At 67.4% G+C, this 20,607-nt stretch carries 16 protein-coding genes and 1 tRNA gene; 4 read left to right on the top strand and 13 right to left on the bottom strand.

The window, feature by feature from the left end:
- Positions 1 to 59: 59 nt before the first annotated feature.
- The 7 genes from ITX31_RS00685 to ITX31_RS00655 all read right to left on the bottom strand — a co-directional run bounded on the left by ITX31_RS00685 (position 60) and on the right by ITX31_RS00655 (position 11,274).
- Entirely contained in the window at positions 60 to 5,003 is a 4,944-nt protein-coding gene (locus ITX31_RS00685; RefSeq protein ID WP_194781574.1) for an ATP-dependent helicase, read from the bottom strand.
- An 86-nt stretch (positions 5,004 to 5,089) separates the two neighbouring features.
- Entirely contained in the window at positions 5,090 to 6,175 is a 1,086-nt protein-coding gene (locus ITX31_RS00680) for a C45 family autoproteolytic acyltransferase/hydolase (RefSeq protein WP_194781573.1), read from the bottom strand.
- On the bottom strand, positions 6,172 to 6,993 hold the full coding sequence (locus ITX31_RS00675) for an ABC transporter ATP-binding protein (protein WP_194781572.1): 822 nt from the start codon (positions 6,991 to 6,993) through the stop codon (positions 6,172 to 6,174). The genes ITX31_RS00680 and ITX31_RS00675 overlap by 4 nt, the downstream gene beginning before the upstream one ends.
- Positions 6,990 to 7,811, bottom strand: a complete 822-nt coding sequence (locus ITX31_RS00670; RefSeq protein WP_228528858.1) for an ABC transporter ATP-binding protein — start codon at positions 7,809 to 7,811, stop codon at positions 6,990 to 6,992. The genes ITX31_RS00675 and ITX31_RS00670 overlap by 4 nt, the downstream gene beginning before the upstream one ends.
- Positions 7,808 to 8,671 (bottom strand): ABC transporter permease, encoded by an 864-nt coding sequence (locus tag ITX31_RS00665; protein WP_194781571.1) that lies wholly within the window; start codon positions 8,669 to 8,671, stop codon positions 7,808 to 7,810. Before ITX31_RS00665 ends, ITX31_RS00670 begins: the two co-directional genes overlap by 4 nt.
- Complete coding sequence (locus ITX31_RS00660) at positions 8,668 to 9,615, bottom strand: ABC transporter permease (RefSeq protein WP_194781570.1); 948 nt, start codon at positions 9,613 to 9,615, stop codon at positions 8,668 to 8,670. The genes ITX31_RS00665 and ITX31_RS00660 overlap by 4 nt, the downstream gene beginning before the upstream one ends.
- A gap of 9 nt (positions 9,616 to 9,624) precedes the next feature.
- Positions 9,625 to 11,274, bottom strand: coding sequence for an ABC transporter substrate-binding protein (locus ITX31_RS00655; RefSeq protein WP_194781569.1), 1,650 nt, complete (start codon positions 11,272 to 11,274; stop codon positions 9,625 to 9,627).
- A gap of 139 nt (positions 11,275 to 11,413) precedes the next feature.
- On the opposite strand from ITX31_RS00655, the gene ITX31_RS00650 reads away from it, so the two are divergent.
- Entirely contained in the window at positions 11,414 to 12,436 is a 1,023-nt protein-coding gene (locus ITX31_RS00650) for a LacI family DNA-binding transcriptional regulator (protein ID WP_194781568.1), read from the top strand.
- 141 nt (positions 12,437 to 12,577) lie between these two features.
- Here ITX31_RS00650 and putP read toward each other — a convergent pair whose 3' ends face one another.
- The 3 genes from putP to rlmH all read right to left on the bottom strand — a co-directional run bounded on the left by putP (position 12,578) and on the right by rlmH (position 15,439).
- The gene (gene putP / locus ITX31_RS00645; RefSeq protein ID WP_194781567.1) at positions 12,578 to 14,080 is read right to left on the bottom strand and encodes a sodium/proline symporter PutP; all 1,503 of its coding nucleotides are present in this window, start codon (positions 14,078 to 14,080) and stop codon (positions 12,578 to 12,580) included.
- Between the two features lie 163 nt (positions 14,081 to 14,243).
- A complete protein-coding gene (locus ITX31_RS00640) occupies positions 14,244 to 14,900 on the bottom strand; it encodes a DUF4232 domain-containing protein (RefSeq protein WP_194781566.1) in 657 nt (218 codons plus the stop codon).
- An 83-nt stretch (positions 14,901 to 14,983) separates the two neighbouring features.
- Positions 14,984 to 15,439 (bottom strand): 23S rRNA (pseudouridine(1915)-N(3))-methyltransferase RlmH, encoded by a 456-nt coding sequence (gene rlmH, locus ITX31_RS00635; protein ID WP_194781565.1) that lies wholly within the window; start codon positions 15,437 to 15,439, stop codon positions 14,984 to 14,986.
- A gap of 111 nt (positions 15,440 to 15,550) precedes the next feature.
- On the opposite strand from rlmH, the gene ITX31_RS00630 reads away from it, so the two are divergent.
- A complete protein-coding gene (locus tag ITX31_RS00630; RefSeq protein WP_194781564.1) occupies positions 15,551 to 16,429 on the top strand; it encodes a patatin-like phospholipase family protein in 879 nt (292 codons plus the stop codon).
- Between the two features lie 21 nt (positions 16,430 to 16,450).
- On the opposite strand, the gene ITX31_RS00625 is transcribed toward ITX31_RS00630, so the two are convergent.
- Positions 16,451 to 16,726, bottom strand: coding sequence for a hypothetical protein (locus tag ITX31_RS00625; RefSeq protein ID WP_194781563.1), 276 nt, complete (start codon positions 16,724 to 16,726; stop codon positions 16,451 to 16,453).
- 221 nt (positions 16,727 to 16,947) lie between these two features.
- On the opposite strand from ITX31_RS00625, the gene ITX31_RS00620 reads away from it, so the two are divergent.
- Positions 16,948 to 17,967 carry a DUF808 domain-containing protein gene (locus ITX31_RS00620; RefSeq protein ID WP_194781562.1) on the top strand — a complete coding sequence of 340 codons (1,020 nt, stop codon included), beginning with the start codon at positions 16,948 to 16,950 and terminating at the stop codon, positions 17,965 to 17,967.
- Here ITX31_RS00620 and ITX31_RS00615 read toward each other — a convergent pair.
- Positions 17,964 to 18,956 (bottom strand): DMT family transporter, encoded by a 993-nt coding sequence (locus tag ITX31_RS00615; protein WP_194781561.1) that lies wholly within the window; start codon positions 18,954 to 18,956, stop codon positions 17,964 to 17,966. The two genes, ITX31_RS00620 and ITX31_RS00615, sit on opposite strands and share 4 nt — an antisense overlap.
- Here ITX31_RS00615 and ITX31_RS00610 point away from each other — a divergent pair.
- A complete protein-coding gene (locus tag ITX31_RS00610) occupies positions 18,955 to 20,367 on the top strand; it encodes a PLP-dependent aminotransferase family protein (protein ID WP_194781560.1) in 1,413 nt (470 codons plus the stop codon). The genes ITX31_RS00615 and ITX31_RS00610 overlap by 2 nt on opposite strands.
- A 68-nt stretch (positions 20,368 to 20,435) precedes the next feature.
- On the opposite strand, the gene ITX31_RS00605 is transcribed toward ITX31_RS00610, so the two are convergent.
- A tRNA-Ser gene (locus ITX31_RS00605) sits at positions 20,436 to 20,525 on the bottom strand.
- Between the last annotated feature and the right edge of the window lie 82 nt (positions 20,526 to 20,607).

The following is a 20,607-nucleotide window of genomic DNA, read 5'->3' as shown; positions in this document are numbered from 1 at the left end:
CGGGGCGAGAGCTCGACGCCGCACGGAGGCACGCTCCGGAACCGACCTTCACGGCAGCCTCAAACACGGTAGCGAAGTCCCTTCGGCGTCGAGTAGAACCCTGCAGCGAGCAGGGCCGTAGCCACGGGAGTGTCCAGGACATCGACACCGTTGGCTTTCTCCACCGCCATCTTCTCGGCGGCACCGCGGCGGATGATCCCCACCAGCGCCGCACCGGCGAGCAGCAGAATCTCCGGATCGTCCGTGTAGGTCAGCAGGGTCTTGCCGCCGCGCTCGACGTACAGCGCCAGCTCGCCGTCGACCATCACCACCAGCGCCCCCGCTTTGCGCCCGGGACGGTGGCCGCCGTCGGAGGCCGGCCAGGGAAGGGCCGCGCCGTACGGGTTTGCCGGATCCGTGGCGGCCAATGCCACGGCTTCCGGTTCGGGAACCGCCAGCTGGTTCTCCCGGGAGAAGGACCGCAGCCGGTCAACAGTGGCAGGGACGGCAAACTGCGCCGCACCCAGCTGCTCAATGAAGTAGCCGCGCCGGCATCGTCCCATTTCCTCAAGCCGGGCCAGCACCTTGTACAGCAGTCCGAACCCGCCGGGGACACCTTCGCTGGCCACAGAGCCGCGCGTCACGACGCCGTACCGGTCCATTAGAAGTTCGGCCGTGGCATGGGCATGCACGGTGGTATCCGTTTCGACCGCCGGCAGCAGGCTCCAGCGCCCCGCAACCAGCGGCTGCGGACCACGCGCCTGAGCATCGCCGGCGGCACCGGCAGCACCGGCAAGCCGCAGCGAGGAACTGCTCAGCGAACCCCGGCCCATCCGGCCAAGCCGTGCAGTGCGGGCCCGCGGCGTGGAAGCACGCTGCTTGTGCGCCGTCTTCCCGCCGGAGAGCAGGGACCGGACGGGGGTGAATGTGTCGTTGGAGATCCGTCCGGCCCAGACCAGTTCCCACAACGCCGTGACGATCTCCGAATCGGGCAGCAGCGAGCCGCCGTCCTGCAGCGGTGCGCTGTTCACCGCCTCGGAAAGCTGCCGGAAGAAGTAGGCACCGGAACCGGAGAGCAGGTCCAGCAGCCGGGTCTGAAGCTCGGAGGGGGCAAAATCGGGATCCGGATTGAGCGTCAGCGCGGCGTTCTCCGCAAGGTGCAGCGAAATCCAGCCATCGTTTCCGGGCAGCGACCCGGTGCCGGACCAGATCACCTCGCCGGTGGCGGTGAGCTCATCGAGCATTGCGGGAGCATAATCACGAACCCGGGTTCCCAGGATCAGCGGCTCCCACGCGGAGGCCGGAATGGGGACGCCGGAAAGCTGGTCGATCACCGTAGCGACGCCGTCGAGCCCCCGCAGCGAGGACCCCACGTTCTGCCAGGCCGGCAGGAACCGCCCGTAGGTGGGCGGGTCCACGGGTTCGACGTCGGAACGCAGCGCAGCCAGTGAACGGCGCCGCAGGCGGCGCAGCACCTCGGCGTCGCACCACTCCGAACCGGCCGGAACACCGGGAAGCGTGATGACAGCAGGCGGAGTGACGTCAATGCCCGACGCCGCATCCAGCACCTGAGCCTCCGTGGGCCGGAACTCGCCCTCCGCGACGCGGCCCTCACCGGCCAGCCGCTGCAGCGTGGTGGTCACGACGGCGACCCCGAGTCCCAGCCGGGCAGCCGCCTCAGCAGCGGTAAACGGCCCGTGAGTACGGGCATAGCGTCCCACCAGGTCACCCAGCGGATCCGGAACCGGTTCGATGAACGCCAGCGGAACACCCATGGGCAGCGGAACGCCCAGAGCGTCGCGCAGCCGCGCTGCATCCTCGATCGCGGCGTAGCGCTGGGCTCCGGCGATCCCCGCCTGCAGGGCCCGGTTGGCCCGGACCAGCTCGCGCAGCAGTTCCTCCGCCTCCTCTTCGGTGGCGTGGGCGTCAGGTGACCCCTGGTCCGCACCGTCGGGAACTTCGGCAGCTTCGCGGGCAACCGGCTCCAGCCGGGCGGCAACTTCCGCGGCCGTCAGCGGCCCGAGCAGCCGCAGCAGGTCCGCGACCCCTTCCAGGCCGCGGGCCCGACGGTCCGGTGCCAGCCGCTGCAGCTCGGCCTCCGTCTGCGCGATAATCCGGGCATCCAGGAGTTCACGCAGCTCCGCCCGGCCCAGCAGCTCATTCAGGAGTGTGGGATCCAGGGACAGGGCAGCGGCACGCCGCTCGGCCAGCGGAGAATCACCCTCGTAAAGGAAGGCACCCACGTAACCGAACAGCAGGGACCGTGCGAACGGTGACGGCTGCGGCGTCGTGGTTTCTACGAGCCGGATTTCGCGGCGTTCGACGGCGCCGGCGATGTCCTTCAGCGCCGGAAGGTCGTAGACGTCCTGCAGGCATTCGCGCACTGTTTCCAGCACGATCGGGAACGTGGGGAACTTCCGGGCCACGTCCAGGAGCTGTGCGGAGCGCTGGCGCTGCTGCCAGAGCGGGGTGCGCTTGGCCGGATTCTGGCGGGGCAGCAGCAGTGCCCGGGCCGCGCACTCGCGGAAACGCGATGCGAACAGTGCCGAGCCGCCCACCTCGGCGGTAACGATGGTTTCGAGTTCATCGGGTTCGAACAGGAACAGTTCGGCACCGGGCGGTTCGTCCTCCATGAGCGGCACCCGCAGCACAATGCCGTCGTCGGAGGCCATCGCGGAACCGTCCAAACCGTAGCGCTGCTGCAGCCGGGCTCCGACCGCCAGTGCCCACGGAGCGTGGACCGGCATACCGAACGGGCTGTGGAGGACCACACGCCAGTCACCCAGCTCGTCGTGGAACCGTTCGATCACCAGGGTTTTGTCACTCGGCACCACCTCCGTTGCCAGCTGCTGCTCGCGCAGGTACGCCATCAGGTTTCCGGACGCCCACTCATCGAGGCCGACGGCGGCGAGCCGCTCACGTGCTTCCGCATCACCGGTGCCGGCCATCTCGCGGACGAACCTGCCCAGCGCGCGGCCCAGTTCAACCGGGCGTCCCTGGGAATCACCGCGCCAGAACGGCAGCTTGCCCGGCTGCCCGAACGCGGGGGAGACCAGCACACGGTCGTGGGTGATGTCCTCAATCCGCCAGCTGGTGGCGCCGAGGGCGAAGATGTCCCCAACCCGGGATTCGTAAACCATCTCCTCGTCGAGTTCACCGACCCGGCGGCTGTTCTTGCCCTCCGAATCGCCCACGAGGTACACCCCGAACAGCCCGCGGTCCGGAATGGTGCCGCCGGATGTCACCGCCAGGCGCTGGGCCCCGGGCCGTCCGGTGATCGTATTCTCGTTGCGGTCCCAGATGATGCGCGGCCGCAGTTCGGCGAACTCATCGGACGGGTAGCGGCCGGAAAGCAGGTCCAGCGTGGCATCGAACGCGGAGCGGGGAAGCCCGGCGAACGGCGCGGAACTGCGCACGACGTCGAACCATTCCTCCACATCGATGCTCCCCAGTGCGGCGGCTGCGACGGTCTGCTGGGCCAGGATGTCCAGCGGGTTCGCCGGGATGAACAGCGGCTCGATCTGGCCGGCGAGCATCCGTTCCACCGTGACGGCGGAGTTCAACAGGTCCCCGCGGTGCTTGGGGAACATCACGCCCTGGGAGATCTCCCCGACCTGGTGTCCGGCACGGCCCACACGCTGCAGGCCGCTGGCCACCGAGGGGGGTGATTCAACCTGCACCACCAGGTCCACTGCCCCCATGTCGATTCCCAGCTCCAGGGAGCTTGTCGCCACGACGCAGCGCAGCCGTCCCGACTTCAGGTCATCCTCGATCATGGCCCGCTGGTCCTTCGACACTGAACCGTGGTGGGCCCGGGCCAGGACGGGCGCGTCGTCGTCGACGGCGGTGTCCTCCTGCCGGGCGCGGATGGAGACTCCCGCCTGTGCCATGAGCTGCGCCGGAGCGCGGCCAGCCGGGACAGCGGACACGGGTTCGCCGTCGGTTCCAGTGGCAGCCTCCGCGGCTTGGGCCGCTTCGAGCCGGTAGGCATGGATTTCGTTCAGCCGTGCAGTGAGGCGTTCGGCCAGGCGCCGCGAATTGGCGAAGACGATCGTGGAGCGGTTGGACTCGATCAGGTCCGCAATCTTCTCCTCCACATGCGGCCAGATACTGGCCTGCGGAGCGAACCCGCCCTCCACCGTGTCCTCGGCGGGAGCCTGCCCCAGATCCGTCATGTCCTCCACAGGAACGGTGACGGTCAGGTTCCAGTTCTTCCGGGACTCGGGCGAGACAATCCGCACCGGAGCGTTGCCGCCCAGGAACCGGGCCACGGTTTCCTGCGGTTCAACGGTGGCGGAGAGTCCGATGCGCTGCACCGGCTTGTCCAGCATGGCATCCAGCCGGGCGAGCGACACGGCCAGGTGGGCGCCGCGCTTGGTGCCCGCCACGGCGTGGACCTCATCCACAATGACGGTGTCCACATCGGACAGTGTTTCCCGTGCCTGGGACGTGAGCATCAGGAAGAGGGACTCCGGGGTGGTGATCAGGATGTCCGGTGGCCGGGTCAGCAGGGCCCGGCGTTCATTCTGCGGCGTGTCACCCGAGCGCACGCCCACGGTGATGGCCGGCGCCGGAAGGCCCAGCCGCTTGGCCGTCTGCGTAATGCCGATGAGCGGAGCCCTCAGGTTCCGCTCCACATCCACGCCCAGGGCTTTCAGCGGGGAGATGTACAGGACCTTGGTCTTGCGCTTCGGTACCTTGGTGGACGACGCCGCCCGCCCACGCTTGCCCGCCGTTCCGGCGCTGCCCGCCGTTCCGGCGCCGGCCGGCGGGGCGGCGTCGGCCGCAGCCCCGGGATCCGGTGCGGCAGAGTCACCGGCGCCGGCGATAAACCGGTCCAGCGACCAGAGGAACGCTGCGAGCGTCTTGCCGGATCCGGTGGGCGCGATGACCAGCGCATTCGAACCCTCCGAGACAGCGTCCCAGGCTCCGATCTGGGCAGCCGTCGGCTCCTTGAAGGCACCCGTGAACCAGTCCCGGGTTGCGGGGGTGAACTTCTGGAGCACGGAGCCTGCCGACGTCATGCACCCATTGTTCACCACCGCGCCGACATTCTCCGGCCCCGCGGGGCGGTTCGGCTCCCGGCTAAATCCGCGGCGCGGCGGCGGGGTCAGGCGTGCGCCGAAAGGACCCGCCAGGACCCGGGACCCGATTCAGTGGGCGCTCCGGGAGAGACCCGCAGGCGCGCCGATTCAGGTTCGATCAGCGCGGTGGCCAGTGTGCGCCAGCGGTCGCCAAACCGGGCGCCGGCAGCCGGAACGCAGCACAGGTCTGCGCCGTCTCCGGGACTTGAGCACAGATACGGCACCAGGTCGGCGGCGGTGGCTGGTTCAAAATGTCCTCCGCTCCGCCGCTGCAGCAGGTCCATCCGCTGGTTCGAGTCCGGCTGGTAGAGCTCCGTGCGTTCTCCGGCTGCGGGCACCGGGGAGAGGAAATGGTTGGTGTGCAGCAGATAATCCCCGGAGCCGCCCACTACCTGCGCGCCGGCCGGACTGAGTTCCACCATCCGCGCACCCTGCGGGGCCACCACTGAAATGCAGCTGGAGCTGGTCACCGGTGCCGAGGTGAGCAGGTCAACGGCCTCTTCAAGTGTCCGGGCGGAGTACAGCACCGCGGCCGCAGCCACATGGACGGGAACCGCACCCGGCGCGTCTTCGCGGTGGCCCAGGACATTGAGGTGCACTCCCACCCCAAAGCTGTTGACGCCGATCTTGCCCAGGATTCCGTACTCGCTGATTCCGACGAACCGGCCGCCGGGATGGGCCACCGACTGCAGGTGCCAGGCAGCGGCCAGTTCCTCATGCCAGTCCCAGGTCTGGGCGGAGAAGACGTGCCCGGGAATCGTGCTGATGACGGTCGAGCATTCCCCCGGCAGGCGGCCCTTGGCGAGCGAAAGGATTTCGGTGCGGGCGTTCAGGGCGGCGATCTGCCAGACGGGAAGCCCAGCACCGGCAGCAGTGCCGTCAATCTCGGCAGCCAGGTCCGGAATCCATTGCCGGACCGCGGCCAGTGAGTCTACGGCCTCGCGCTCGACCCGCTCGGTGCTGATGGCCCCGGCCGCGAAGAGCTCCGCATACACCTGCCACGCGGAGGCCAGGGCCTCCCGGGACGCCTGTCCCCGCTGAATTCCGCGCTCGCGGGCGCTTGCTGCGGCAATGGTGATCAGGGCAGGGGTCGGATGCGGAAATCCGCTCATGAAACAGCTCCGGTTGTGTCGCGGCGGCGCGGCACCCACCCGGGACGGGGCGCGCTGTCCATCAGTTGGCGGGTGTAGGGATGCTGGGGCGAGTCGAGTACCTCTTCAGCGGTTCCGTGCTCGACGACGGCACCCAGCTGCATGACCATCACCGTGTCCGCGACCTGCCGGGCCACGGCGAGGTCGTGGGTAATGAAGAGGTAGGTGAGCTGCCTCTCGAGGCGCAGCCGCTCCAGCAGGGCAAGAATCTGCGCCTGAACGGTGACGTCCAGGGCGGAAACCGCCTCATCCAGGACGATGACGGACGGTTCCGCCGCCAGCGCGCGCGCAATTGCCACGCGCTGCTTCTGCCCGCCGGAGAGCTGGTCAGGGTACGACGACGCGTGCCCGGTTTCCAGCCCCACCTCGGCAAACAGCTCAAGGCAGCGCGCCCGGCGGGCGGCGGCGTCGAGCGTGGTGTGCGCCTGAAGGATCTCGGTGATCGCCGTGGACACGGGCAGCCGCCGGTTCAGGCTGCCCTGCGGGTCCTGGAACACCATTTGGATGTCCTTGGACCGCTGGCGCCGGATCCGCCGGGATGAGCCGGCGGTGACCTGCCGGCCGTCCACCGTGATGGTGCCGGAGTCCGCGGATTCCAGGCCCACGAGCATGCGGGCCACGGTGGTCTTCCCGGAACCGGATTCGCCCACCACGGCCAGGCAGGTGCCGCGCTCAATCCGGAAGCTGACGTCCTTTACGGCCTGGACGGAGCGCTTCGAGCGACCGGACCCGGTAGTGAAGGTCCGGTTCAGGTTTTCGGCTGCGACCATGGTGCTCATTCGGTACCCTCCCCGGGAACGGGCGCGGAGGCGCGGCGGGTGAGGCTGGGCTTGGAAGCGACCAGCATCTGCGTGTACTCGTGCTGCGGGGATCCCAGCACGGACTGGGCCGGACCGGTTTCCACGATGCGTCCTTTCTGCATCACCGCGATCCGCTGGCAGGCAGCTGCCGCGAGGTCGAGGTCATGGGTCACGAAGATCATCGCCATTCCGGCGTCGGCGCGGGCCTCGTTGAGGATCGCGACGACGTCGGACTGCGTGGTGACATCCAGCGCCGTCGTCGGTTCATCCGCGAGCAGCAGCGAGCTGCCCCGCGCCACCGACCCGGCAATGACCACGCGCTGGAGCATGCCGCCGGAGAGCTGGTGCGGGTAGGAGCGCAGGCAGCGCTCCGGGTCGTGGATGCCGACGTCGGCAAGCAGGTTGAGCGCGGTTTTCCGCGCCTCCGCAGCGGAAGTCCGCGGTTTTGCAGCCTGGATTCCTTCGATGAGGAAACGCTCCACCCGCAGGACCGGGTTCAGTGCCGCCATGGGGTTCTGTGAAATCATTGACACTTCCGCTGCCCGGAAGCGGCGCAGCTCCTCGCGGGGAAGCGCGGTGATGTCCTTGTCCCGGTACCGGACGGTGCCGGTGGAGGTGCTGGCGTCAGGCAGGGTGCGCAGGATGCTGCGCAGGGTCATGGATTTGCCGGACCCGGATTCCCCCACCAGTCCCAGGGATTCCCCGGGCCCCACCTGCAGGTTGATCTCCTCCAGCAGGGTCTTGGCGTCCGGGCCGGAGCCGATGGCCAGGCCAATGTTCTCGAGTGTGAGCATCATGCCCTCCCTGCGGCACGGCGGCCGCCGAGCTGTTCGCCCAGGTAACCGAGGGCGGCGACGGTCAGGACAATGCAGGCGCCGGCATAGATGCTTTCCTGCGGATACCCGGCCAGCAGCGAGGCCTGGCCGGAGGAGATCATCAGGCCCCAGTCGGCGTCCGGCGGCTGGACCCCGAAGCCCAGGTAGGACAGTGCTGCGAGGTCGATCATCGCGTAACCGAAGTTGATGCTGGCACCGGTGAGGATCTGCTGCTTCACGTTCGGCAGCAGGTGACGGAAGGTGATGGCCAGCCCGGAGATGCCCTGCAGCTCGGCGGACTTCACGTAGGGCAGGTTTCGCTCGCGCAGGGCCACGGACCGGATGACGCGGGCGGTATAGGGCGAGAACCCTATGGCCAGGGCAACCACGGCGGTTTCAACCCCGGCCCCGAACACGGCCACGGCCAGCACGGCGAGCAGCAGGTTGGGGAAGGCGAAGAGGAAGTCCAGGAACCGGGTGACGGCGCCGTCCACCCGGCCGCCGAACCAGACAGCCACCAGGGCCAGGGTTCCGCCAATGAGGACGGTGAGCCCGGCCACGGCCAGCGCCGCCAGGATGGTGGACCGGGCACCCACCGCGAGCCGGGTAAAGAGGTCACGTCCAGCCTGGTCTGTGCCGAGCCAGTGTTCCGCTCCGGGGGAGAGGTAACGGTGAACGATGTTGCCCTCGGTGGCATCGAAGGGGCTGACGAGAGGGCCGAGGACGGCGAGCAGGAGAACGAAAGCCAGCCAGCCAAGGCAGATCTTTGCCAGCGGGCCGCTGAACACGCTGCTGGAGTGCCGGCGTCGTTCCCTGCGGGAGGTCAGGGCGGGGGCGCTCATGAAGCACCTCCCACCCGGACGCGGGGATCGATGACGGCGTACAGCAGATCGACCAGGAGGTTGATGACGCCGAACGCCACCACCATGATCAGGGCTACGGCCTGCACCACGGCAAAGTCCTTCTGTTGGATGGAAGTCACCAGCAGGGCACCCATGCCGTCCAGCGTGAACACTGATTCGACGACGAACGCGCCGGCCAGCAGGCCCGCAATGTGCACGCCGGAGACCGTGGTGACCGGCAGCAGGGCGTTGCGGATGACATGGCGGGGGATTAGCACACGCTCCGGGACACCGCGCGAGCGGGCCGTCTGCGCGTGTTCGGACTGGCGTTCCTCCCGCACCGCGGTGCGGGTGATCCGGGCGACGACGGCGATAGACGGCAGTGCCAGCGCCAGTGCCGGAAGCGTGAGGTGTGTCAGCCGGGAGGCTATGCCTTCTCCGCTGCCGGACCCGAAGACCGGGAACCAGCCCAGCTGCACGCTGAACAGGCTCATTAGCAGCAGGCCAGCGAAGAAGGTGGGAACGGCGAAACCGAGGTTCGAGGCGAACAGGACGATGTTGTCCAGGGCGCCCGGCCGCAGCCCGGCCACCGTGCCCAGGCCGACGCCAAGGACGATGATCAGGACTGCGGCCAGGCCGGTTAGCCACAGCGTGGTGGGCAGCCGGCTGGCCAGCAGGTCCGCTACTTCCTGCCGGTTGGCCAGCGACTGTCCGAAATTCCCCTGGAGGGCATTGCCCACCCAGGACACGTACCTCATCAGGAACGGATCGTCGAGGTTGTACTGCTCACGGATGGAGGCGAGCACTTCGGCACTGACGGTCCGTCCCTGCACCAGGAACTGTTCGGGGCTTCCCGGTGCAAGATACAGGCCGCCAAAGACTGCGAAGCTCGAAGCCAGCAGGATGCCGGCCAAGGCAAGAAGCCGTTTGGCGATGTATTTCATGGTCTCTGCTTATCCTGCCGCTCCGAGGTCAGCCGCCCACGGGTAGTACAGGTAGGCGAAGGATGCCGGTACACCGGTGACGCGGTCACTCATGAACAGCCGCACGGACGGGTCGAGGAGCGGCAGCCACGGCATGTCCGCCATCGCCAGGGCCTCAACCTCGGCGGTCAGCTCGGCGCGCTCGGTCTCCGAGGACGTGGCTTCCGCCTTGGTAAGCAGGTCTTCGATTTCAGGGTTGGAGTAGCCGGAGAAGTTCTGCGATCCACCCTCCATCACAATCGTGCGCAGGAAGACCAGCGGGTCCGGAACATCCATGTAGTTGGTGGTCACGAAGGCGCCGTGGCCGGCGCGGGCCTCCGGGTCCGAGAAGAAAGCGCCGAACTGGGCGCTGGGAACGCCTTCGGGCTGGACGTTTAGGCCGATTTCCTTGCCGGCGCGGGCGAGCTCGGAAATCATGTCCGCGTAGAAGGAGCGCTCCGTCGGGTAGACGATGGTGATCGGCTCGGACAGGTCTGCCGTGGCGTCGGCCAGGATTTCCTTGGCCTTTTCGATATCCGCTTCGGCGCCCGGGAGTTCGGACCGGGCTGCGGAGAAGACGTCGTCCGCGAAGGACCAGCCGCCGTCGGGAATCAGGGAGACAGAGGGGCGCGCGGTGCCTTCATAGACCGTGGCGGCCAGTGCTTCCTGGTCCGCGGCGGTCCAGAGTGCCTTGCGCACCGCCGGGTCGGCGAGGGGCCCGTCGCCGGTGGCGATGATGGCCAGCATCTGCAGGGACTTGCCCAGGATCAGCTCGCCGTTGCCCGCTGCCTCAAGCTGGGAGACAGCGCTCAGGGGTACGTCGTAGGAGCCGTCAATCGAGCCGGAGACCAGTGCATTGGTGATGGCCGCCGGATCCACGATGAACTGGATTTCAAGGCTGTCCGTCTTGGGAGTGCGCTCGGTGTTCCAGTAGGACTCGTTCTTGGCCAGCGTGATGCTCTGGCCGCTCTGCCATTCCTCGACGGAGAACGGCCCGGTGCACATGACACCGCCCTGCGGGGTGCCGTACGCCTCGCCGGCAGCCTTGCGGTGCTCTTCCGAGACAACCACGCCCATGGGGGTGGCCATGTAGGAGTTGTAGGTCCAGTCCGGACTCTTGAGCGTGACGGTGACTTCGGAGTCCGAGGTTGCCTGGATGGAATCGACGTTGCCGCTTACGGCGTCGGAGGCCCAGTAGCTGCCCTCTTCCGGGTCCAGATGCCGGTTCAGGCTGTAGGCCACGTCCTGCGCGGTCATGGGGCTGCCGTCCCAGAAGGTCACCCCTTCGCGCAGCTTGTAGACGTAGGTCTGGCCGTCTTCGGTTTCGAAGGACTCGGCCAGGTTGGGGGTCACGGTGAAGTCCGGCTGGATCATCATGAGGCCCTCGCAGATGTTCGCGACCACCGTATTCTCCGGATAGTTGAACGCCAGGATGGGATCCAGGGACGCCGGTTCACCGAAGGGGAGGTTCCAGCTCGCCGATTCAAGCTCGCCGGTTGCCGCCTCGGTGGTTACGGCCAGTTCCGCCAGGCGGTCCTTGCCGTCCGCCGCGGCCTCACCGCTGCCGGCCCCGCTGCTGCAGGACGTGATGGCCAGCAGCGCTGACAGTGCCAGCGCTGTGGGAAGTACAGCCTTTTTCATATGCACCCTTCCAAAAGAGGACCTAGCCGGGCGATTCGTGCCCGCTCCCTTTCAGATATAGGTGTATAAAACGTTTTATATGATGATCTGCCCTTACCGTTACGCAACCGTTACCGGGAGCTGAACGAACGGAGAAATATTGCAGTCAAAAACCACCATCCATGACGTGGCCCGCGCTGCCGGTGTCTCGATCACTGCGGTGTCGCACGCCCTTAACGGAAAAGGAACGCTTTCCGCTGCCACCCGGCAGCGGATTATTGAAGCAGCGGACAGGCTGGGGTACCAGCCCGATCCGCTGGCCCGCGGCATGCGCAGCGGACCGCTGGGCGTGATCGGACTGATGCTGCGCCCGCTGGACACGCTCGGCACCTACCGGCCCTCCGGCGTCGACTATTTCACCCGGCTGACAGGGGCCGTTGCGGTTGAATGCCTGGAACGGAACCTCAGCGTGATGCTGGTGCGGGACCTTTCCAAGCTCCCGCGACCGCCGCTGGCCCTTGCGCTGGACGGCTACATCATTGCCGATCCGCTGGAAGCGGACCCGGTCCTGGACCTGCTTTCGGAAGCATCCCTGCCTTTCGTCACCATTGGCCGGGTTCCGGACCGCCCCGCCTTCACGAACTGGGTTGGCTCCCGGGACGAGGACGACGCCGTCCGGATCCTGCGCCTGCTGCGGGACCGCGGTGCGGAACGGATCGCGCTGGTTACCGGCTGTGACCGGAACTCCTGGAACCTGGGCTCGACTGCCGCCTACCTCCGGTGGATCCGTGAGTACGGAGGCGAACCGCGGGTGGTGGCGCGGCCGGAGGCGGACGGAATGGACGGCGGCCGCTCTGCTGCACGGAAACTGCTCAAAGGCGGAGAATTGCCGGACGCGGTCTACTGCCTCACCGGCCGGCATGCCCGCGGCATCCTGGAGGAATTCACGGATCAGGGAATCGATGTGCCGGGGCAGGTCCAGTTGGTGGCGGGTGCCGATTCGGAGCAGACCCGTTCCTCCTCGCCGGCGATTACCGCCGTCGACCTGGACCCGGAGCTCATTGCCGCCCAGGCTGTGGAGCAGCTGACCTCCCGGGTCATGTCCGGGAAGCAGGCCGAGCCGGTGCCGCTGTCCACCCGCCTGATGCTCCGCGCGACTACCCTTGGCCCGAATCATGGCTGAGGAAGTGCTGCGTTCGACCGAGGTCACCGTACGGAGGCATCGGACGGGAGCGCCGGCCGCTGAGCTGGAGGAGGACGACGAGGATTCCGGCGGCTAAGGCCCCCTGGTCACCGCTTTCATGGGGCCAGCGACAGGACTCCGTCAGCTGGCGGGAACGGCTTCGGGGTCCTCGGCGCCGCGCCGGGCGAGGTCCCGTGCCTCGTCGAAGTCACTGTCCAGTCCGGCCGGAGCGCGGGTGAGCAGGCTGACGACGACGGCGAGCAGCAGGTTTACGGCGAAGCCGGGGATGATCTCGTACAGCGTGGAGGTGAGCTCCGAACTGCCCCAGGCGAAGGCGGTGACGGCGCCGGCCGCCATGCCGGTCAGTGCGCCGGCGGTAGTGAGGCGGCGCCAGAACAGGCACAGCAGGATAGTCGGTCCAAAGGCGGCGCCGAACCCGGCCCAGGCGAAGCCCACCAGGTCCAGGATCGAGTTGCTGCGGTCCAGCGCCAGCAGAATGGACACCACTGAAACCACCAGTACGGCAGCGCGGCCCAGCGTGACCAGCATCCGCTGGGACGCGTCCTTCTTGACCACGGTCTTGTACAGGTCCTCCACCAGTGCGGAGGACGTGACGATCAGCTGGGAGGAAATGGTGCTCATGATCGCGGCCAGGACGGCGGCCAGCACAAAGCCGGCAACCAGCGGATGGAACAGGACTTCCGCCATGCTCAGGAACACGGCCTCGGGATCGCTGAGGGTGAGGTCATTCTGCTGGAAGTAGGCCGCACCGACCAGCGCCGTGAGCACCGCGCCGATCACGCTGAGCACCATCCAGCCCACCCCGATTCGGCGCCCGGCAACGGCGTCCGCCGGAGACCGCAGCGCCATGAACCGGACGATGATGTGCGGCTGCCCGAAGTAGCCCAGGCCCCAGGCGAGCGCCGAGATCACGGCCAGCGCCGTCGTACCGGCTACCGGGTTCAGCATGGCGGGGTCGATTTCGCGCAGGGACCCGGCCATGCCGGACGGTCCGCCCACCAGGAAGATGCCCACCAGCGGGACGGCGATGAGGGCCAGCAGCATCATCAGGCCCTGCACCACGTCGGTGTAGCTGGCGCCCAGGAATCCGCCGAACAGGGTGTAGGCGATGGTTACGCCGCCCACGATCAGCATGCCCGTGGTGTAGCTGGAGCCGAAGGAGCTCTCGAAGAACACCCCGCCGGCCACCATGCCGGAGGAGACGTAGAAGGTGAAGAAGACCAGGATGATGATGCCGGACACCACGCGCAGCATCCGGCTGCGGTCCTTAAGGCGGTTTTCGAGGAAACTGGGCACGGTGATCGAGTTGTTGGCGACCAGCGTGTAGGAGCGCAGCCTCGGAGCGACGAACTTCCAGTTCAGCCACGCACCAATGGTCAGGCCGACGGCGATCCAGGCTTCCGCGAGGCCGGCCAGGTAGATGGCGCCGGGCAATCCCATCAGCAGCCATCCGGACATGTCCGAGGCGCCCGCGCTCAGCGCCGCAACGCCTGGCTTCAGGCCCCGTCCAGCCAGCATGTAGTCATCCAGGTCCGAGGTGCGGCGGTACGCCCACCATCCGATTCCCAGCATGGCCGCCATGTAGATGATCAGGGCAATCAGCTTGTACGTTTCGTCTGTCATGTAGCCGTTCCGGTCGGTTCCGTATCACTTTGCGTCGGGTCAAGACGGCCTGCGCGCATCAAAAAGCGGTGGTGCAGGCCACAAGTGCCCAACAGTATGCCAAGTGGAGAAGGGGACGGCCAATTTGCCAGCGGGCGGTTTTGGCTGGCTCAAGCGCCCTGTGCTAGCGCGGCCCGGCCAGTGGACCGACCTCCAACAGCTCGACCGCCTCGCTGCTGCAGCCGTATCCGGCGCGGGCGAAGTTCACGTAGGCGGTGTCGTCCGGGGGGAAGATGCGGAGTCCGGAAACCGGCACCCTTCCGCAGTCCTCGCCATAGTTTTCCGGCCGGGTTTCGCGCAGTGAAGCAACGGCGGACTGTCCCGGCGCCAGCGTCACGGTGACGGCATCAGTTCCGCCGGAACGGGTAGCCGGTGCGCCAACCTGCGTTCCTGATTGTCCAAGGTAGGAGACACCCGGGTAGCCGAAGGTGGTGCAGGATACGGACGAGGTATTTGTCAGCACCAGGTCCCGGTAGACACTGCCGGCAGCGCCCCCGCCGGGGGTGTCTTCCACCGTGGCGGAGAGTTTGTCCGCGGTGCAGGGAACGGAACCCTCAGCGGTGGACGGCGCGGAGGTGTTCGGGGCGGCCGTGGCGCTGGAGGATGCGGACGGCTCGGCACTGGCCGAGGGGTCCGCCGTCGTGCTGGCTGACGGAGTGGGGGACGCCGGCGATGGGGACTCTTCTGCCTCGTTGCCGCCGCCGCAGCCCGTCAGCACAAGTCCGGCTGAAAGCAGCCCGGCAACGAGCAGTGACGGGGAAACGGAAACCTTGGTTCTCATGGGTTCACCCTGAACCTGCGGCGTGACGTGGTCAAACCGCATCGCGGTGCCGTCCCAAAGCACATCGAATTGTTACGCGGGGGCTATTCGTGGTGGTAAGGGCGGCCGGCGGCGATCTCCTGTGCCCGGTAGACCTGCTCCGCGAGGATCAGCCGGACCAGCTGGTGGGGGAAGACCAGGGGGGAGAGGGACCAAACAAAGTCCGCGCGGTCATGCACGCTCTGGTCCACCCCGTAGGCGCCTCCAATAATCAGCGTGACATTCCGCGAGTTATCCAGGGGTTTCTGCAGCGTCCTGGCCAGCTGCGGAGAGGTAATCGCCCTGCCCCGCTCGTCGAGCAGAATTACATAATCACTGCCCAGCTTGGCGAGCAGACGCTCCGATTCCTCCCTGCGGGCGGCGTCGTTCTCCCGGGCGGAGTGCGGGATAGACACCCAGGACAGGTCGAAGGGCTTCTTCAGCCGCTTTTCGTAGCGGCGGATCCCGTCCACCACCCAGTCCTCGTGCTTGCGGCCGACCATCAGAACGCGTAATGCCATGACTCCATTGAATACCGGCAGCGGACCGTACAGAAACGCCCTGCCTGCTGCCTTGAGCCGGCTGCGGGTCTAGACTCCCGGGCAGTGAAGCCGTAACGAACGGAGTGCAGCATGAGCCAAACACGGGCAGTTGTCCTCGGCGGCGGGGGAGTAGCGGGAATCGCGTGGCAGATGGGCGTGCTGGCGGAGCTGCTGGAGGAAGGCATCAACCTCAATGCGGCGGACCTTGTCGTGGGGACCTCGGCAGGTTCGACGGTGGGAGCTGCGCTTCGTTCCGGCCTTCTGTCCCAGGTCCTCGCGGCACAGCTCGACGACGCGGAGCAGGCCCGGGCCGCCCAGGGAACCGATGCGCCGTACCAGGACCCCAGCGGCTTCAGCAGCGAGGCCTTCATCGAGCTAACGGCGACGGCGGGACGGGGGGACGGCGATGAGACGGCGGCTCGGGCACGGGTAGGCCAGCTGGCGCGCACCACTCCGGCGGTCATGACCGAAGGGGAGTGGGTGTCCAGCATCCGTTCACTGCTGCCGCAGCAGGAGTGGCCGGACAAGCCGTTTGGAATCGCGGTGGTGGATGCGGAGGACGGTTCATTTACGGTCCTGGACGCAACGTCCGACGTCGAACTGGCCCGCGCGGTTGCGGCCAGCTGTGCGGTGCCCACGGTGTGGCCGCCGGTGACGATCCTGGGACGGCCCTACATGGACGGCGGGATGCGCTCGGCCACCAATGCCGACGTCGCGGAGGGATATAAAAAGGTGCTGGTGCTGGCCTGCGGGCCGGAGGCACCGGTGAGCCCGTTTGGCCCGAGCCTGCCGCAGGCCCTGGCCAAGCTCCAGCAGCACAGCTCCACGTTCGTAGTCGAGGCCGATGAAGCTGCACTGCGTGATTTCGGAGCGAACCCCCTGCTGCGCTCCACCCGGATTCCGGCGTCGGCGGCCGGACGGCGGCAGGGTGCGGCAGCGGCTTCTGCGCTGCGGGATTTCTGGGAGTGAGGTCCGTCCGGCCGGCACTGACTACGGCGGCGGGAGTTTCGTGGACTTGGGGCGTCCATCGGCCTTGCCGCCTTCAACCCCACCGAGGCCGGTTGCGTCGCCGATAAAGCGGCGGCCCGATACCTCGTACCAGCGGTTGGCGGAGACTTCCTTGCGGACCATCCATTTGCCGTCGTCGGGGCATTCCATGACCACCAGGACTCCGCCGTGCGCCACCTGGTAGGCATAGCGCGTGCCGCTCTCTTCGTCGTCGAATTCCTCCACCGGACCGTCTGCCCGCAGAATCCTAACGCTCATGGAGTTCTCCCGTCCTGTGCCGCCAACAGATCAGATTGACTGAGGGCAGGACATTAGCAGGCCGGCCCGGCTGTGGACAGGGCGGGGAGCCGCCGGTCCAGCAGGGGGAAATCTACGGCAGCGGTCCCTCCGCGGACCTATAATCCCGGTATGGCATATTCGCGCCTGAAGGGCGCCTCCTGTAAACATCCCGCGGTTTCCGCCCCGCACGGAGACGGGCTGTGAGCGGCGGGCTCGTCGCCCTGCTGGACGACGTCGCAGCCCTGGCCCGCATAGCGGCCGCCTCGGTGGATGACATCGCGGCAGGTGCCGCGAAAGCGGGAGCCAAAGCCGCCGGCGTCGTCATTGATGATGCCGCGGTGACGCCGCAGTACGTCTCCGGCGCAGACCCGTCCCGCGAGCTGCCGATGATCAAGAAAATCTTCTGGGGCTCGCTGCGCAACAAGCTGCTCATCATTCTTCCGGCGCTGCTGCTGATCAGCGCCTTCATCCCCGGCATCATCCCGTTCATCCTGATGCTCGGCGGCACCTACCTCTGCTACGAGGGCGCCGAGAAGGTCTGGCACAAGTTCTTCGGCCACCACGAGGCCAAGGAGAAACCGGCCGTGGAACGGGGGCCCGACGCCGAAGCCAAGGTGATCAAGGGCGCCATCACCACCGACTTCATTCTGTCCTGCGAGATCATGGTCATCGCCATGAACGAGGTGGGGGACGCTTCCATCTGGATTCGCGCCGTCATCCTGATAGTCGTGGCGCTCGCGATTACCGTGCTCGTCTATGGCGCCGTGGCGCTGATCGTGAAGATGGACGACATTGGCCTGCACCTGGCAACCAAGGACTCCCAGGCCTCCCAGCGTGTAGGAGGCCTGCTGGTGCGGGGGATGCCGTCCGTGCTGGCTGCCATCACCTTCGTGGGAACCATCGCCATGCTCTGGGTGGGCGGCCACATCATGCTGGTGGGTGCCTCGGACCTGGGCTGGCAGGGGCCGTATGACCTGGTGCACGTCCTGGAACACCCCGTGGCCGAACTGGCTGTTGTGGGCGGATTCCTGGGCTGGCTCGTAAACACCCTCTGCTCCGCGGTTGCCGGGCTGGCGTGGGGCCTGGTGGTCATGGCCGTCTTGGTGCCGCTGAAGAAGATCCTGCCGTTCGGCAAGAAGAAGGGCGGGCACGAGCCCGGCGACACCCGCGCTGCGCTGGCCGGCCACCGGCCGAAGAAGACGGACCCCGACCCCGGCTAAGGCGACAAAGTCTGCGCACGCGCGGCGGGCCGGGCGCTCCCCGGCCCGCCGCCGGGCGGTCCGGGCACACCGGCGTTCCGTGCACGGACCGCAAGGAGTGCGCAGCCCACCACGATGACTCCGCCAAGGACGGTCTGCCAGCCAATGGATTCATGGAGGATTGCCGCAGCCCAGCAGATAGTCATGACCGGCTGCGCCAGCTGGACCTGGCTGACCTGTGCCATCGGCCCGATCGACAGCCCCCGGTACCAGGCGATGAATCCCAGGAACATGCTGGCCACCGACAGATAAGCGAAAGCTCCCCACTGGGCTGCGGCCCCTGCCGGCGGCTGCTGAGCGACCGCCAAGCCGGTCAGCAGGACCATCAGGGGAGAGGCGAGCACCAGAGCCCAGGAAATGGTCTGCCATGAGCCCAGGCTCCGGGAGAGAAGGCCGCCTTCCGCGTAGCCGACTGCGCAGACCAGCACCGCAGCGAACAGCAGCAGATCGGACCCGTGCAGCGCATCGAAGCCGCCGCCCTGAAACAGGGCGAAGCACAGGGCAGCAAGAGTTCCGCCGCCCGCAGCCAACCAGAATGAACGGACCGGGCGTTCCCCTGTCCGGAGGACTGCGGCCACAGCGGTCGCAGCAGGCAGCGCCGCGATGACTACGGCACCGTGGCTCGCAGGGACTGTCGTCAGGGCAAAAGACGTCAGCAGCGGGAAGCCGGCTACCGCGCCGCCGGCCACCACGGCAACCTGGAACCACTGCCTGCCGCGGGGAACTTTCTGCCTCGTGATGAACAGTGCTCCGCCTGCCAGCAGGGCCGCGGCCACCGCACGGCCAGCGCCCACAAACAGCGGGGATATGCTCCCGTCCTCGACCGCTATGCGGGTGAACGGAACCGTGAAGGAAAAAACCGTCACGCCCAGCAGCCCCCACCAGAGTCCGGAGGAACCCGGCGGTATCGGTTTCGCAGAAAGGGGAGTAGCGGTATCGTCTAGTTTCATGTCCAACAGTAGCAGTGAGCGGATCGTTTCGGCACTGCGGAACTGGATAGCGGCTGCACCGCCCGGGGCACAGCTGCCTTCTACGCGTCGGCTCGTGGAACAGTTCGAGGCTAGTCCGGTCACCGTGCAGAAAGCACTGCGCACGCTGATCGGTGAGGGGCTGATCGAGTCCAGGCCCGGCGTCGGCACCTTTGTCCGCACGGTTCGCACTCCACGTCCCAGCGACTACGGCTGGCAGACTGCGGCACTCGGCTCTCCCCGGCACGCCACGGCACTGCCGTCAGCTGCGCTGCGTACCGCATCCAATGACGTCATCGCTCTGCACTCGGGCTATCCGGACAGGGAACTGCTGCCGGAGCGTCTCGTCCGGGCCGCGTTCGGCCGGGCCGGACGGAGTGAGGCTGCGGTAAGCCGCCCTCCTGCCGCGGGGCTGCCGGCCCTGCAGTCGTGGTTCGCCTCCGAGCTCGGCTCAGTGACCCCGCCCGGCCTTACCGCACCGAATCCCAGCGATGCGGTAATTCTCCCGGGCAGCCAGAACGGTCTCAGCACCCTCTTTCGTGCGCTGGTCGGAGCAGGCAATCCGCTGCTCATTGAGTCGCCCACGTACTGGGGTGCATTACTCGCTGCGGCGCAGGTCGGCGTTCGGCTCGTCCCGGTCCCCAGCGGACCGGCCGGTCCCCATCCGGCCGACCTTGACCGGGCCTTTGAGCAGACCGGAGCACGGGCGTTCTACGCCCAGCCGAATTTTGCCAATCCGACCGGCGCCCAGTGGTCGCCGGAGCTTGGTGAGTCGGTCCTGGGGATCGTCCGGGACCGCGGCGCCTTCCTGATCGAGGACGACTGGGCGCATGACTTTGGCATCACTGCTCAGTCGCAGCCGCTCGCAGCCCGGGACGACAGCGGACATGTTGTTTACATCCGGTCGCTGACCAAGAGTGTTTCCCCCGCCGTGCGCGTCGCGGGGCTGATTGCGCGGGGCCCAGCCCTGGATCGCATCCGCACGGACAGCCAGGCGCAGGCCATGTATGTCAGCGGTGTTCTTCAATCAGCCGCCTTGGACGTCGTCACGGATCCGGGCTGGAAGACGCACCTGAGGAACCTGCGGCAGCAGCTCACCGCACGCCGGGACCTGCTGGCAGATTCGCTCCGTGACCGCGTGCCGGAGGCGCACCTCGAAGCACTTCCCCGCGGCGGACTGAACCTGTGGGTGCAGCTGCCGCAGGAGACGAACCTGGATCTTCTGGCCCGGGAATGCGAATTACGGGGAGTGATGATCGCCGCCGGAGACGACTGGTTCCCCGCGGAACCCGCGGGCCGTTACATCCGGCTCAACTACTCGGGGCCTGCACCCGGCCGCTTCCCGGACGCCGCACGGATTATCGGGGAAGCGCTTCAAACGAACCTGGGCTAGGGGCGCGCGCCTGGCGCGCGGGAAACAAAAAGGTCCGGGCCCCCGTATGGGAATCCGGACCTTTTAGTTGGCGGTGACGGTGGGATTTGAACCCACGTTGGCTTTTACACCAAACAACATTTCGAGTGTTGCACCTTCGGCCGCTCGGACACGTCACCAACGGAACAACCTTACCGGGTGTTTGGCTCCAGCCCCAAAACGCTCCGGACCCGCAGCTTTCCGGGTCCGGGGCGTACACGC

It is taken from the genome of Arthrobacter gandavensis, assembly GCF_015355785.1.
Taxonomy (GTDB): domain Bacteria; phylum Actinomycetota; class Actinomycetes; order Actinomycetales; family Micrococcaceae; genus Arthrobacter_B; species Arthrobacter_B gandavensis_A.
Note: the sequence above shows the minus strand (reverse complement) of the source record. Positions and strands in the feature narration are given on the sequence as shown.